This is a genomic window from Aerococcaceae bacterium zg-252, from assembly GCA_016237705.1.
In the GTDB taxonomy this organism is placed as follows: Bacteria; Bacillota; Bacilli; order Lactobacillales; family Aerococcaceae; genus Globicatella; species Globicatella yangjingiae.
On sequence record CP066204.1, the window covers coordinates 845,190 to 860,682 of the forward strand.

Annotated in this window: 14 protein-coding genes and 1 other RNA gene; 11 read left to right on the top strand and 4 right to left on the bottom strand. The window is 36.6% G+C overall.

Annotation, left to right across the window (positions count from 1 at the left end):
• Positions 1-18 precede the first annotated feature (18 nt).
• From JDW14_04160 to JDW14_04170, 3 genes are all read left to right on the top strand, one after another.
• Positions 19-1,611 carry an ABC transporter substrate-binding protein/permease gene (locus JDW14_04160; GenBank protein QQD66300.1) on the top strand — a complete coding sequence of 531 codons (1,593 nt, stop codon included), beginning with the start codon at positions 19-21 and terminating at the stop codon, positions 1,609-1,611.
• Between the two features lies 1 nt (position 1,612).
• On the top strand, positions 1,613-2,350 hold the full coding sequence (locus JDW14_04165) for an amino acid ABC transporter ATP-binding protein (protein ID QQD66301.1): 738 nt from the start codon (positions 1,613-1,615) through the stop codon (positions 2,348-2,350).
• A 123-nt stretch (positions 2,351-2,473) separates the two neighbouring features.
• Entirely contained in the window at positions 2,474-3,181 is a 708-nt protein-coding gene (locus tag JDW14_04170; protein QQD66302.1) for an SDR family oxidoreductase, read from the top strand.
• A 51-nt stretch (positions 3,182-3,232) separates the two neighbouring features.
• On the opposite strand, the gene JDW14_04175 is transcribed toward JDW14_04170, so the two are convergent.
• Entirely contained in the window at positions 3,233-4,468 is a 1,236-nt protein-coding gene (locus tag JDW14_04175; GenBank protein QQD66303.1) for a DUF2974 domain-containing protein, read from the bottom strand.
• Between the two features lie 295 nt (positions 4,469-4,763).
• On the opposite strand from JDW14_04175, the gene rpsB reads away from it, so the two are divergent.
• The 4 genes from rpsB to JDW14_04195 all read left to right on the top strand — a co-directional run bounded on the left by rpsB (position 4,764) and on the right by JDW14_04195 (position 8,044).
• On the top strand, positions 4,764-5,534 hold the full coding sequence (rpsB, locus tag JDW14_04180; protein ID QQD66304.1) for a 30S ribosomal protein S2: 771 nt from the start codon (positions 4,764-4,766) through the stop codon (positions 5,532-5,534).
• Between the two features lie 128 nt (positions 5,535-5,662).
• Entirely contained in the window at positions 5,663-6,544 is an 882-nt protein-coding gene (locus JDW14_04185) for an elongation factor Ts (GenBank protein QQD66305.1), read from the top strand.
• A gap of 174 nt (positions 6,545-6,718) precedes the next feature.
• Entirely contained in the window at positions 6,719-7,441 is a 723-nt protein-coding gene (locus JDW14_04190; GenBank protein QQD66306.1) for a UMP kinase, read from the top strand.
• Between the two features lie 12 nt (positions 7,442-7,453).
• A complete protein-coding gene (locus JDW14_04195; protein ID QQD66307.1) occupies positions 7,454-8,044 on the top strand; it encodes a uracil-DNA glycosylase family protein in 591 nt (196 codons plus the stop codon).
• 368 nt (positions 8,045-8,412) lie between these two features.
• On the opposite strand, the gene ssrS is transcribed toward JDW14_04195, so the two are convergent.
• Positions 8,413-8,603: non-coding RNA, 6S RNA (ssrS, locus tag JDW14_04200), on the bottom strand.
• A 71-nt stretch (positions 8,604-8,674) separates the two neighbouring features.
• Positions 8,675-9,940 (bottom strand): replication-associated recombination protein A, encoded by a 1,266-nt coding sequence (locus tag JDW14_04205; protein QQD66496.1) that lies wholly within the window; start codon positions 9,938-9,940, stop codon positions 8,675-8,677.
• 232 nt (positions 9,941-10,172) lie between these two features.
• Here JDW14_04205 and JDW14_04210 point away from each other — a divergent pair, with 232 nt between their 5' ends.
• From JDW14_04210 to JDW14_04225, 4 genes are all read left to right on the top strand, one after another.
• Positions 10,173-11,333, top strand: a complete 1,161-nt coding sequence (locus JDW14_04210) for a cysteine desulfurase (protein QQD66308.1) — start codon at positions 10,173-10,175, stop codon at positions 11,331-11,333.
• Positions 11,306-11,641: a cysteine desulfurase gene (locus tag JDW14_04215; GenBank protein ID QQD66309.1), complete on the top strand. Its 336-nt coding sequence runs from the start codon at positions 11,306-11,308 to the stop codon at positions 11,639-11,641. The genes JDW14_04210 and JDW14_04215 overlap by 28 nt, the downstream gene beginning before the upstream one ends.
• Positions 11,642-11,789: 148 nt before the next feature.
• On the top strand, positions 11,790-13,019 hold the full coding sequence (gene mnmA / locus JDW14_04220; protein QQD66310.1) for a tRNA 2-thiouridine(34) synthase MnmA: 1,230 nt from the start codon (positions 11,790-11,792) through the stop codon (positions 13,017-13,019).
• Between the two features lie 173 nt (positions 13,020-13,192).
• Positions 13,193-14,029, top strand: a complete 837-nt coding sequence (locus JDW14_04225) for a CPBP family intramembrane metalloprotease (protein ID QQD66311.1) — start codon at positions 13,193-13,195, stop codon at positions 14,027-14,029.
• Between the two features lie 68 nt (positions 14,030-14,097).
• Here JDW14_04225 and JDW14_04230 read toward each other — a convergent pair whose 3' ends face one another.
• Entirely contained in the window at positions 14,098-15,489 is a 1,392-nt protein-coding gene (locus JDW14_04230; GenBank protein QQD66312.1) for a PLP-dependent aminotransferase family protein, read from the bottom strand.
• Positions 15,490-15,493: the final 4 nt, after the last annotated feature.

Genomic DNA, 15,493 nt, shown 5'->3' on the forward strand with positions numbered 1-15,493 from the left:
AAGAAAAGAGGAGATAAAATGAAACGATTGATTCAATCGATAATGCTAGTGATTTCGCTGCTCGTTATTACGGGTTGTGGGCAATCAGCTAGTCAAACACAATCTAACCAACCACCATTATTGGTAGGAATGGAAGCAGGGTATCCACCATACAATTGGACTCAACCAAATGATGCCAATGGAGCTGTACCAATTCAAGACTCGAGTGAATTTGCGAATGGGTATGATGTTCAAATTGCTAAAAAAATTGGTGAAGCTTTAGGGCGTGAAGTTGTAGTGGTCAAAACGGAATGGGAAGGTTTATTGCCTGCCATTCAGTCCGAAAAAATTGATTTAATTATTGCTGGTATGTCACCGACTGCTGAACGAAAAGAAGTGATTGATTTTTCAGATTCATATTACGATGTTCAATTTGCGTTAGTGATGATGAAAAATTCACCTTATGCTACGGCAACTGGTATAGAGGATTTAAAAGGAGCGACCGTAACAGGTCAGTTAGCTACATTACATTATGATTTACTCACTCAAATTCCGAATGCGAATGTGGAACAAGCGATGAAAAGTTTTGCTGCGATGCGTGTAGCATTACAATCAGGTAAGATTGATGCCTATATTTCTGAGATTCCAGAAGCTATTTCGGCAACTAATGCTTTACCAGAATTAACATATATTGTACCAAATCCTGGATTTGAAGCTCCTGAAGAAAATGCTCAAATTGGTATCGGTGTGAAAAAAGGTCGTACTGATTTATTGGGACAAGTCAATACAGCTTTAGCAAAAATTTCTAAGGACGAACGTTCTGAAATAATGAATGCTGCTATTTTGAATCAGCCGTCAGAAAATGGCGAAGCAGCGTCTGGATTTATTCAAAATGCATTTAATATTTTTAAACAAAATTGGCCAGCCTATTTACGTGGTACAGGTTATACTTTATTAATCTCATTAACTGGTACGATTATCGGTCTATTAATTGGATTAATGGTCGGTGTTATTCGTACGATTCCAGAATCGAAATCATTGTCTCAAAAATGGGTACTAAAAGTTGTTAATTTCTTACTTAATGCTTATATTACAATTTTCCGAGGCACACCGATGATTGTACAATCAATGGTTGTCTACTACGGTACAAGTATTTTATGGAATTGGCAATTAACGCCATTGAGTGCGGCATTCTTTATTGTATCAATTAATACTGGTGCTTATATTTCAGAAGTCGTACGTGGTGGGATTCTTTCGGTTGATAAAGGGCAGTTTGAAGCTGCACGAGCAATTGGCATGAGCCACTGGCAAACAATGCGTGAAATTGTGATGCCACAAGTATTTCGTAATATTTTACCGTCAGTAGGGAATGAGTTTGTCATCAATGTCAAAGATACTTCAGTATTAAATGTTATTTCGGTAAATGAGTTGTACTTTACTTCAAGTACGATTGCAGGAAATAGTTTCCGCTACTTTGAAACATTCTTAATTACGGCTGTGATTTACTTTATCTTGACGGTGACAATTACGTGGATTTTACGTCGTCTTGAGAAACATTTAGACGGTTCTAGTGATTTTGTCTTAGTTGGTGGTAATCAAGATCAAGTGCATGCATTGAAAGGAGTTGAATAGTATGACACCTATTTTACAAGTCAATCATTTAAGTAAAGCATTTGGTGAGCGTGAAGTGCTAAAAGATATTCATTTTGCTGTCGAAAAAGGTGAAGTAGTGACGATAATCGGCTCATCTGGTTCAGGAAAATCAACTTTATTACGGTGTTTAAATCTTTTAGAGGAGCCGAGTGGTGGCGAAATTCTGTATAAAGATGAAAATGTCTTAGCACCTAAATATGATGTGAATAAATATCGTACGCATTTTGGTATGGTGTTTCAATCATTTAATTTGTTTAACAATTTAAATGTTTTAGATAACTGTGTAGTGGGACCATTAAAAGTCTTAAAAGAAGATAGAGCAACGATTGAAGCTCGTGCAAAGCAATTTTTAAGTCAAGTGGGTATGGACGCTTATATTAATGCGAAGCCAAATCAATTATCGGGTGGACAAAAGCAACGTGTGGCGATTGCACGTGCCTTGACGATGCAACCAGATGTATTATTATTTGACGAACCAACATCGGCACTTGACCCAGAAATGGTTGGTGAAGTATTAAAAGCGATGAAAGAATTGGCTCATACTGGTTTGACCATGATTATTGTGACCCATGAAATGGAATTTGCACGTGAAGTCAGCGACCGTGTTGTCTTTATGGATCAAGGTGTGATTGCAGAAGAAGGGAAACCAGAAGAACTCTTTACGAATCCAAAAGAAGAACGAACACGTCAGTTTTTAGAACGTTATTTAAATTCATAATCGAAAGCAAGTCAGACAGTGATGTCTGGCTTTTTTTCAAAGTGGACGACAAGGCAACCAAGCTAAAAAGTGCAAATCATGATATAATATATTGGCATGAATGAATAATTAAGAGGTGATACAATGTTTCAAGATAAAGTTGTCGTGATTACTGGAGCGGCAAAAGGTATTGGGCGTCAAACTGCCATTCAATTTAAAGAGGCAGGTGCTAAAGTTTGTATATTTGATGTGTTGGATAATGATTATTTCATCGGAGATTTAGCGAACCAAAAAGACATCGACCGCTTTGTAGCAAAAGTTATTGCAGAATTTGGATATGTAGATTATATTGTTCACAATGCGTTGCCTGTAATGGTTGGCTTGGAAAATGGGAGCTATGACCAGTTTATGAATGCTTTACAAGTTGGGGTAGCAGCACCATTTTATTTAACGCAGCAATTACTACCTTATATGAGGAAAGATGCAGCAATCGTCAATATTTCTTCGTCACGCTACGCACAAAGTCAAGCTAATACAGAAAGTTATGCAGCTGCAAAGGGTGGTATTTCAGCTTTAACGCACGCCATGGCAGTGTCTTTAGCTGGTAAAGTGCGTGTCAATGCGATTGCTCCTGGGTGGATTAATACGACAGAAGAAGAGTTTGCAGGAGAAGATACTGAGCAAATACCAGTTAAACGTATAGGAACTCCAACGGATATTGCTAATTTAATCTTGTTTTTATGCTCTAAACAAAGTTCTTTCATCAATGGTGAAATTATTACAGCTGACGGAGGAATGAATAAGCAGATGATTTATCATGGCGAATTTGGTTGGGAGTATCAGTTGAATTAAAAAAGTAACCACATCAATCGTATCACTTACATTGATGTGGTTAAATGTGTTTTATTCTGTTTTATCAGTTGAATTTCCTTTTATCCATTGGTCTAATGCTGCTAAGTGCGTTGCTAAACCAGAGGCAGCAGAAAAATCTTCCCAAGCTGTTTCAATTGAGTGTTGTAGTTTCATCCAACGATTTTTATGATAATCTAAATAGTTTTGACGACCAATTTGGATTAATTCATTACTTAATGTTTCGTAAACGGATTTATAATCACTTGACGATTCATTATTTAAGTTTTGTAATTGCTTTACATAAGATAGAACATCTTTTGAAATATCATTGAGTGTAGTCGTGCCTGTTTGATTAAATAAGTCGAAACAATAATCAAAAAATTGAGATAATTCATCATTCGTATGCTTTTCAGTCCATTGTTTCAAAGTCTTATCAATCAGTTGACTGGTATCAGAAGTTGTTTCAGTAGTGGCAACATGATTATCTTGTATTTGCCAATTCATTATATCATGTTGGAAGATACTAATTAAATTACTTTTAACAATGATTGGTTCAACATCATGATACATCATTTGACCAACCACAGCATCTTCTGGAATATAACGTTTAATAATCGGTTTTAAGGCTTGATATTGTGGCGACTGTAACGCTGCTTGAGTAAGGCCAGGGCTATCAAATAAATAGACAGTGACTAATCGTTCAGCATGGTCTTTGATTGCAGATAAACCAGCGTACAAAGCAAGATTCCCACCTTTAGAGTGTCCAGTAATGACAACAGGTAATGTGGTACTTTCTAGTGTGCGCTTGATATATTTGGCTGCATCAATTTGAGCAGGAATTGTTTCTTGATAAGCTAGTTTGAAATCTTCTTTCCAACCAATTAAAGTATCATCGGTTCCACGATAGGCAACCATTAATTGATTGGTCGGTAAAATCAATGTGCAAGCACAAAATTGTTTTTCAGTATCTTCATTAAAATTATGCTGAAAATTAGCCAATCCAATTTGCTGATAGCGGCTTGATTGAGCTACTTGCATTAATAAATTATATCTATTTTTTGTGGCCATCATCGCGTTATCAACTTGATGTAATTTGGCATTCAAATCATAACTCTCTGCTAACTCTACTAAGTTATAGGGATTTTGAATGTCATAGGTCTCTGTTAAGTAATCATCAAAAGGTAAATAAATTAATTCATTCAATAATAAATAATCAATTTCGTTAATCGGTTCAATCTCGAAAGATTGCTTGCCGTATTCTTTTAAATAAGTAAATAAGTTTGGCATGTTATAATCCCTCGCTTTCTATTTAGTCGGCTATATTTTAGCTTAATAAAGGAATAAGTACAAGTAGATTGAATGTAGCGTATTCTGCCGTTGGGTTTGCATGGCTGGTTTCTAATTTGCGAATTTCAATAATCTTTCTTTTTTGCTTGCACTTCATTACAATTTCATGTACAATGATAAACGGTGTTAAACCAATTCACACGAATTTTGATGCTGGATAGGTGCTTTGGATAAAGTTTGTCTGGCAGTTGACAAGTTCGGAGGAAAATAAAAACCAAATTGGAGGAATTTAATCATGGCAGTTATTTCTATGAAACAATTGTTAGAAGCTGGTGTACACTTCGGACACCAAACACGTCGCTGGAACCCTAAAATGAAACGTTACATCTTTACTGAGCGTAATGGTATCTACATCATTGACTTACAAAAAACAGTTAAATTAGTTGATGAAGCATACAACTACATGCGTGAAGCAAGTGCTGACGGTAAAGTTGTTTTATTCGTAGGTACTAAAAAACAAGCGCAACAAGCGGTTGAAGAAGCGGCTCTTAAATCAGGTCAATACTTCATTAATCACCGTTGGTTAGGTGGATTATTAACTAACTGGGATACAATTCAAGGTCGTATCCGTCGCTTAAAAGCGATTGAAAAAATGGCTGAAGATGGAACATTTGATGTATTACCTAAAAAAGAAGTTTTAGAAATTATGAAAGAACAAGATCGTTTAGAGAAATTCTTAGGTGGTATTAAAGAAATGCCAAGAATTCCTGATGTTATCTTTATCGTTGACCCACGTAAAGAACGTATCGCTGTTCAAGAAGCTCATAAATTAAATATTCCAATCGTAGCGATGGTAGATACAAACTGTGATCCAGATGAAATCGATGTAGTTATCCCGTCTAACGATGATGCGATTCGTGCAATCAAATTAATTGCAAATGCTATGGCTGATGCAGTTATCGAATCAAATCAAGGGGTAGTAGCAGTAGACGAATCTGAAGAAAGTTTAGATACAGAATTCTTCGATAACTTATTTGAAACAAAAGAAGAAGAATCTGCTGAATAATTTCGCTAAAGCATAAACAAACATCTTAATACAGGAAGATTACCATAGGCTTCATTGGCTGGGACCTGTGTTAAGATGTTTTTAATTAAATAAATTAAGAAAACAATTTAAAAGGAGATAATAATACAATGGCAATTACAGCTCAACAAGTAAAAGAATTACGTGATATGACTGGTGTTGGTATGATGGATGCTAAAAAAGCATTAGTAGCAACTGAAGGTGATATGGAAAAAGCAGTTGACTTTTTACGTGAAAAAGGATTAGCTTCAGCAGGTAAAAAAGCAGACCGTATTGCAGCTGAAGGTATGACGGCTACTCACGTTGACGGTAACACTGCTGCGTTAATCGAAGTTAATGCTGAAACTGACTTCGTTACTCGTAATGACCAATTCAAAACTTTAGTAGCAACTGTTGCTAAAGCAATCGCAGAAGGTAAACCAGCTGATTTAGATGCTGCATTAGCATTAACAGTAGACGGACAAACAGTTAATGAGTTAATCATCAACGCAATCAACACAATCGGTGAAAAAATCTCATTACGTCGTTTTGAATTATTTACAAAAACTGATGCTGATTCATTCGGTACTTATATCCATACTGACGGTTCAATCGGTGTGTTAACATTAGTTGAAGGTACGACTGATGAAACAGTAGCGAAAGACGTTGCAATGCACGCAGCTGCGATGAATCCTAAATATGTAAGTCGTGATGAAGTATCTGAAGAAGATTACGCTCATGAAGAAAAAATTCAAACTGAAATCGCATTAAACGAAGGTAAACCAGCTAATATCGTTGAAAAAATGATTAAAGGTCGTATGAACAAATACTTAGCTGAAATCAGCTTAACTGAACAAGCATTTGTTAAAAACCCAGACCAAACAGTTGGTGAATATGCAGCTTCTAAAGGTGGTAAAGTTGTTAAATTCACTCGCTTCTTAGTTGGTGAAGGTATGGAAAAACGTCAAGAAAACTTTGCTGAAGAAGTAGCAGCACAAATGAATAACAACTAATTTTCTAGTTAGTTACATATAAGTGGGTCATGTATTCATGTACCCACTTCCTTTATGCCAATTTTTACACATAGTGTGAGCCTTTTAAGTAGTGTGATAGTATTTTTAAATGATTTCTTTTATAATAAAAAAGATAGTAAAATGCTCGATATATCAAAGATAGGAGGAATTATGATGACAGAACCTAAATATCGTCGTATTGTATTAAAATTATCTGGTGAGGCAATCGCAGGAGAAAAAGGATTTGGAATTAATCCCGAAGTTATTAAAGAAATGGTAACGGAAATTAAGCAAGTGTACGATTTAGGCGTTGAAATTGCAATTGTTGTTGGTGGTGGTAATATTTGGCGTGGTAATATCGGTAGTGAAATGGGTATGGACCGTGCACAAGCAGATTACATGGGAATGTTAGCTACTGTTATGAATGCCTTAGCATTGCAAGATGTATTAGAAAATAATGGTGTGCCAACACGTGTTCAAACATCTGTTGAAATGCGTCAAATTGCAGAACCATATATTCGTCGTCGTGCGATGCGTCATTTGGAAAAACATCGTGTGGTTATTTTTGCTGGTGGTACAGGGAATCCTTACTTTACTACGGATACGACAGCAGCATTGCGTGCAGCTGAGATTGAGGCTGATGTTATTTTAATGGCTAAGAACAATGTTGACGGTGTCTATAATGCAGATCCACGTGTTGATGTGAATGCAACAAAATTTGATAATTTAACGCATATGGACGTTATCGCTAAAGGATTGAAAGTAATGGATTCAACAGCAAGTTCATTGAGTATGGACAATGATATTCCATTAGTTGTTTTCAATTTAAATGAGCCAGGTAATATTCGTCGTGTAGTATTGGGCGAAAATATCGGTACAACCGTTTATGGTAAATAATTAGGGGATACCATGACTAATTCTGTTGAGGCAATCATTCAAGCGATTCAAATGGACGAACAAAATCAGTATTATACTGAAAAAGGGGATATTCCATTATTTTCAATGCCAGAGTCTGCTCAAATATTGATTATTGGACAAGCACCGGGTATTAAAGCAATGGAACGACGTCGCTTTTGGGACGATTTAAGTGGGCAGCGTCTGCGTAAGTGGTTAGGGGTCTCAGATGAAATCTTTTACGAATCCCAACAATTTGCGATATTGCCATTAGATTTTTATTATCCAGGCAAGGGGAAAAGTGGTGATTTGCCACCACGAAAAGGATTTGCAGAAAAATGGCATCCAAAATTATTGCCGTTGTGCCCCGATATTAAACTCACTTTATTAGTGGGGAGTTATGCTCAAAACTTTTATTTGGAAGAAGAAGCTAAGCCGAACTTGACCGAAACAGTGCGACATTATGAAGACTACTTACCAAAGTACTTTCCATTGGTTCATCCGTCACCACGCAATGCGATTTGGCAGAAAAAGAATCCATGGTTTGATGCGGAAGTAGTGCCGGTGTTACAAGCATTAGTCGCTGAAATAATAAAAACTGAGTAACGCTGAAGTTGCTCAGTTTTTTGTTATTTCAGAAGTTATTTTAAATGTCGAATTACGATAAGTGGGAGTGGAATGATACTGAGTGTACTAATAGCTAGCCAAATCAGTAGTAGTTGTTCTTGGTGCGTGATATTTAATATAGTACCGATGACTACTAGGATAAAAAAGTAATATTTTAGGTAATGGATACTTGACGCTTTTGATAGTTGTAGTAATTGCATAATTTGTTCCTTGAAACAATGTAAATAGAAACTCAGTAGAAAAAGCAATATAATAAATAGATAAAATAAGAGTGAAATAAACATAGTGTTCTCCTTATGTGATACAAAAAATAGCATACTAAAAAAGCTGGCATAAAGCCAGCTAATAAGTTATCCGATAGTGCCGTCTAAATATACACATATAATGAACCCGCATGTAACTGCAGGTGGGTTTCAAGAAGCTAGATACTGACTTCCAAGTGAAAAGGCCTGTCATCACCAATCTCCAACAGAATCCCTATGTTATAAAAAAATGTTCGGTTCGCACGATGTGTAAACAACGCACACACCAGATAACTCATCTATGAATAGATTATAGCACATAAAAGTAAAAAAATAAAGTGGTTACAAAAAATATCTAATAGCATTTTTAGGATTGATTGAGCTTATAAAATATATTGGCTAATGTTTCTTCGTATTTTCCAGTAGGGTCAGGGATAAAATATTGACTACCCACTAATTTGTCAGGTAGGTATTGTTGTTTCACCCAATGACCAGGATATTGGTGTGGATATTTATAGTTGACGCCACGACCAAGTTTGGCTGCACCACTGTAATGACTGTCACGTAAGTGTTGAGGTATGGGGCCGATTTTACCAGAACGAATATCGGATAAGGCACGATCCAAGGCTGCATAAGTTGTATTCGATTTAGGGCTTAATGCGAGTTCAACCGTTGCGAAGGCTAGTGGAATACGTGCTTCAGGCAGTCCTAATTTTTCTGCTGCTTCAACGGCAGCGACTGTGCGTTCGGTTGCAGCAGGATTGCCTAATCCAATATCTTCATAAGCGATAACGAGTAGACGGCGACATGCGATAAGCAGTTCACCTGCTTCTAATAGCAAGGCTAAATAATAGAGTGCTGCATTGACATCACTTCCACGAATAGATTTTTGCAAAGCGGAAATCGTATCATAATGGGCATCACCGTCTTTATCATGGGCAAAACGTTTACGCTGCAAGCATTCTTCGGCAATAGCTTGCGTAATCACAATATTGCCATTTTCATTTGGTGGAGTAGATAACACTGCCAGTTCAAGTGCATTGAGTGCACTGCGAATATCGCCATGTGTGACATGAGAAAAATGGTGTATCACATCATCTGTCAGTTCAACAGAATAGTTACCTAGACCACGTTCTTCATCTGCTAGGGCGGTTTGAATTCCTATTTCGATTTCTTCACTTGTTAATGGATAGACTTCAAAAATTTGGACACGACTGCGAATCGCAGGATTAATAGCAATATAAGGATTTTCTGTTGTCGCACCGATTAATATAATACGACCATTTTCCAAATGCGGTAGTAAAAAGTCTTGTTTTACCTTATTGAGTCGATGAATCTCATCAAGTAATAAGATAACGGTACCGGACATTTTAGCTTCTTCTACAACAATTTCTAAATCTTTCTTGCCGTCAGTCGCTGCATTTAAAATACGAAAGGCATGCTTGGTACTACCAGCTATAGCACTGGCAATACTTGTTTTTCCAGTGCCTGGTGGGCCGTATAAAATCATTGACGTCAATCGCTTGGCTGTTACCATACGATGAATAATTTTTCCGTCTCCGACTAAATGTTGTTGGCCAATTACTTGTTCAATTTTTTTAGGTCGCATACGATAGGCGAGTGGTTGAACCATTTTCATTCCCCAATTCCTGTTAGATTTATATAATGATATGAAATTATTTTGTTTTCAATGCTAAGTCCTATTGTATGTCATTTGCTACGCTAAAGCAAAAAAATTGTGAGAGCCGGTAATCTATAGTATACTGGTAGGGCAATTTTCTGGAATTCATACACAATTATTTAGAAGTGTAGTATAATGTTTTCAGTAATGATGTTATTGTATCAAAAGGTTAGGGGGCAGTTTTTTGATTTATTTGGATTATGCAGCAACCACTCCAGTCGATAAACGTGTAAGTGAGCGAATACACCAAGTATTGACGACAGAATTTGCCAATCCGTCAAGTGTGTATCAAGCTGGTAAACATCAAAAACATCAGTTAAATCAAGCACGCAATCAGTTAAAGCAGCTACTTAATGCAGTTGATTATGATGTTTATTTTACGAGTGGTGCGACCGAGTCGAATAATTGGGCAATCATATCGCAAGCGATGCAAGCACGAGCCTTGAATTTAGGAAACCATATTGTCGCAACGGCAGTAGAACATCCGTCGGTTAATTCAGTATTAGCTTATTTAGAAACCCAAGGGTTTGAAGTAACGTATTTAACACCAGCTGATGAACGATTTACGGCAGAACAATTTATTCAAGCGAGTAGAGAACAGACAATTGGCTGGGTTGCAATGTGGGTGAATAATGAATTAGGAACTCTTCTACCGATTGAAGCGATTGGGGCAGCTGCTCGTGAGCATGTGCATTGGTTTCATGTCGATGCAGTGCAAGCATTGGGGTATTCGGTGGCTAATTTAGCGAATGTTTCACTCACTTCCATGAGTGGTTCTGGGCATAAATTTTATGCACCTAAAGGAATTGGTTTTTTATTATACAGACCATGGAATCCGGATTTAAGACTACGTCCATTATTGCATGGTGGTGGACAAGAGTCTGGCTTACGTTCTGGTACTGAAAATGTGCCGTATATTTTAGGCATGGTTCATGCGTTAGAATTGACGAAAGAAAATGATTTACAACATAGTAAAATGTTGGAGTCTTATTTATTGGAGCAATTGAACGCATTGAATATATCGTATCGACGCAATGGTAAAGATACTGTCCCGTATATTATGAGTTTATATTTTCCAGATTTATTGGCGAGCCAATTATTGATTCATCTTGATTTAGCTGGCATTGCTGTTTCAGCCGGAAGTGCTTGTTCAGCTGGAAGTTTAGAAGTGAGTCATGTATTAAGAGCGTATTATCCTAATGATAATGCAAGACATCATCAAACGATTCGTATTTCGTTTGGACGTGATACAACGCAAGCAGAAATTGATTATTTAGTAGAAAAAATAAATGAGTTACAAGAAAGGAAACAAACATTATGGCATTCACAACAGAAGCAACTTTAAAAGGATTTAATCGTACATTTAGCGTCAGCCCAGAATGTAGACCTTATACACTACGTGATAATGGATTTACCGAAACAAAAGGTGGCAACTTCCAATATAAACGTAAATTAGATACTGAACATCGAAATGGATTAATTTTAAAAGTAACGGTTAAAAAAGATTTGAAAACTTTAAAAATTTCAACGGTTACCAATAATGAATTATCAGCAGTAGATGTAACAAAACTAGAAAATAATGCAATGATTTTAGAAAAAATCAATTTTATTTTTGACGGATTTGTAGACCGAAATGTCATGATTGAAAAATAAAACATAGTGTGAGCGAGAGTGTTTTGGCTTGAATCACTGGAAGAAGTCCCTGGAGTGCGAGAAACGCATGAAAGAAGTTTTTGAAGTGGACGTCATTTCAGCTCGTTGGAACCAGAATAGAACATAGTGTGACAACGAGCGATCTGAAATGAACCACTGGAGAAAACGACTGGCGTGCGAGAAACGTACGAAAGAAGTTTTTGAAGTGGAGTCATTTCAGCTCGTTGGAACCAGAATAGGAGGTCATAAGTTGGTAGAAACAAAAAAACCACGTGTGGTAGTCGGAATGAGTGGTGGTGTGGATTCATCAGTAGCTGCACTATTATTGAAAGAACAGGGCTATGATGTCATTGGACTGTTCATGAAAAATTGGGACGACACCGATGATGCAGGTTTTTGTACAGCAGAAGAAGATTATGCAGATGTGGTAAAAGTATGTGAACAAATCGGAATTCCTTATTATTCAGTGAATTTTGAAAAAGAATATTGGGATCGTGTATTTGAATATTTTTTACGAGAGTATCGTTTAGGACGCACACCGAATCCAGATGTGATGTGTAATAAAGAAATTAAGTTTAAGGCATTTTTAGATTATGCAATGGATTTAGGGGCTGATTATGTCGCAATGGGGCATTATGCACGTGCGCAGCGTGATGAAAATGGCACAGTGCATTTATTGCGTGGAAAAGACGAACGTAAAGACCAAACATATTTCTTAAGTCAATTGTCACAAGAACAATTAAGTCGTGCGTTATTCCCATTAGGTGATATGGAAAAACCAGAAGTGCGTAAAATTGCAGAAGAAGCAGGTTTAGCAACGGCGAAGAAGAAAGATTCTACCGGTGTTTGTTTTATCGGAGAACGTGATTTTAATGAGTTCTTATCGAATTATTTACCGAATAAACCAGGTAAAATGATAACACTGGACGGTAAAGTAATGGGCGAGCACATGGGATTAATGTACTATACAATTGGTCAGCGTCAAGGCTTAGGTATCGGTGGAACGGCTGGCACAACAAATGACCCTTGGTTTGTAATTGGAAAAGATATGACCACGCAAACTTTATATGTAGGACAAGGCTATCATCATCCAAACTTATATTCAGAATATTTAGAGGCAAGTGATATTCATTTTACGCAAAGTAATTGGTCTGAAAAAGAGTTTGAATGTACAGCGAAATTCCGTTATCGTCAACAAGATACCAAAGTAAAAGTCACACTTGATGAAACAGGTACGAAAGCTACTGTTGTATTCGCAGAGCCGGTGAGAGCCATTACACCAGGGCAAGCAGTCGTCTTTTATCGTGATGAAGAATGTCTAGGTGGCGGTATCATTGATGCTGCTTATATGAATGGTGAGAAAAGACAATATGTGTAGTTAAGGGGAAATGATTATACTTATTATCTTATAAATCGAATAAGAGAGATAAAGCACTGGCATTTTGCTGGTGTTTTTATAACTAATTATAAATTTTTATTAAAAACATTGATTTTTTTTTTTTTTTTTGTAATATCTTAAATATGCAAAATATTGTATATTGGAGGAATTTTATGAAAGAACAATCATGGGGAAAAATTATTGCGGCTACATTACTCGGAATTGTGGGATTATTTTCTACGCAAATTATTCTAGGTTTTCCGCTTTTACCATTATTCGAGTATAATCAAAATTTAGGTGTTCTTGTTTTTGTGCCGTTAGTTAATATTTCTGTTATATTAATAGCATATCTGATTATCCGATATTTTCTAAAAGATAGTCCGTCTGCTTATGGGCTAAAAAGAGTCAGTTTTAACTGGAAATGGGTTGTATTGGTCACTTTGCTACCACTTATTGTAACAGCTATCATTGCAATTTTACTTGGAGGTAAATTAGGAGCTATTGGCACGAACTTTCCATTTGCTGAAACTTTCGTCGGTGGAATTATTTATACTGGTTTTCTTGGTTCCGTAACGGAAGAAGTGATATTTCATGCTTTAATATATTCACTTTTTCGTCAAAAGCTATCAGTTTGGTGGGCTGCTTTGGTAACTGCGATAATCTTTGCGTTGGTACACTTACCAAACGACAATGCAAACTGGACAATTACCACCTTCTCTCAGTTTTTCTTTAGTGCAGTAGCCATAGCCATTCTCTTTGCATACATTACTGAAAGTTCTGATTCTATCTGGAATGCCGCTTGGGGACATGTGGTATGGAATATTATGGTATACTTCATTAATATCAGTCCCAAATGGCAGGATAATTTTCTAGTTAATATTATTATTTCAAAAGATGTTCCTTTAATCAGTGGAGGAGAGGGAGGTCTTACAGGTTCTATTATCACACCACTTGTTTGTCTTTTAGGTTCAGCGGCTATCGCATGGAGATTAAAGAAACAACGGATATGAAAACTCATTGAGTATATTTTTACCGTTAACGATTAGGATTGAAAATAATCGTTAACGGTATTTTTGCTTTAGAGTAGACATTCGTTGATTAATTGCCATAAACGGTAAAATTCATCTGCAATGACTTCAATTGGTATATGAGAATAGCTGAGAAACAAGGTTTGATAATGTTGTTCACTAGGTTCAAGCGTATAGTTTGCGAGTAAGGTTAGGTTGATTTGAGCAACTTTTGTTTTAGCCATTAATGCATGGTAGTCAAATGCTTGACTAGGGCGATATAAAATATGTAATCCTGCTTCGTACCCAGTAATTATGGCTTGTGTATCCACTTGATAAATGGCATTCATTAAAGTATCACGTTTCTTTTTGTAAAATATGCGTGAACGATTTAGGTGTTTTTCTAAATGGTGTTCCAAAATAAAGGTGGTTAATGCTTTTTCCGTAATAATATTTAGCGTGGGGGATAGTGTGGGTTTTATCTCGTTAAATGACTGCATGAGTTGTTCCGGCAGAGCAGCAAAACTGACACGATAGCCAGATGCTAATGTACGTGATAGGCTGCCCATATAGATGACACGATGTTTTGTATCGAGTTGCGTCAGTGAAGGAATAGGAATGCCTGCGTATTTGTACTCGCTATCATAGTCATCTTCAATAATCCAACGATTCGGCTTAGCGTATGCCCAATGTAAAAGCTGTTGCCGTCTTTCAAGGGGCATAATATGCCCGGTGGGAAATTGATGATTAGGCGTTACAATAATAAGTTCAATGTCATCATTTTGTGGGGACATTAATCCGTCATCATCTAAAGGCAAAGGAACAATGTTCAGTTTCTTTGCTGATAATAAGGGCAAATATTGATGATACCCTGGATTTTCGATACCGACGACTTGAATATCGGGCATTAATTGTAAGAGAATGCCTAATAAATATTTTGAACTTGGTCCTAAAATAAGCTGATTTGCCTGTGTCGGAACACCACGAGATAAGGTTAAGTAACCTTGTAAAGCATTACGAAGTGTATCATCACCTTGAATCGAACTTGGTTTGATAAAGGATTGCCAATCATGTTCAAGTAGATGTTGATATATTTTTTTTAATAATTTATGTGGGAATAAGGTGGCGTCAACTTGACTGCTAGACCAATCAATCGTGTCCGTTGTATTGATTTCAGTGGTATGTGTTGGCAACAAAGGAGGGAATTTTGGCACCATTTGATAGTCAATGCTCGCTACAAAGTATCCTTTACGCTCTTTCGAGTAGATATAACCTTCTGTCAGTAATTGTTCATAAGCACTCATCACAGTATTAATGCTTATTTTATTTTCAGCAGCTAATTGCCGTTTGCTCGGCAGTGGTGCATGATGTGGGAGTGTTCCGTCGATAATCCATTGCTTTAATTGAAGATAAACTTGTATATAAAGTGGTTGCTGACTATTTTTTATTATTGGGATAATCATATTT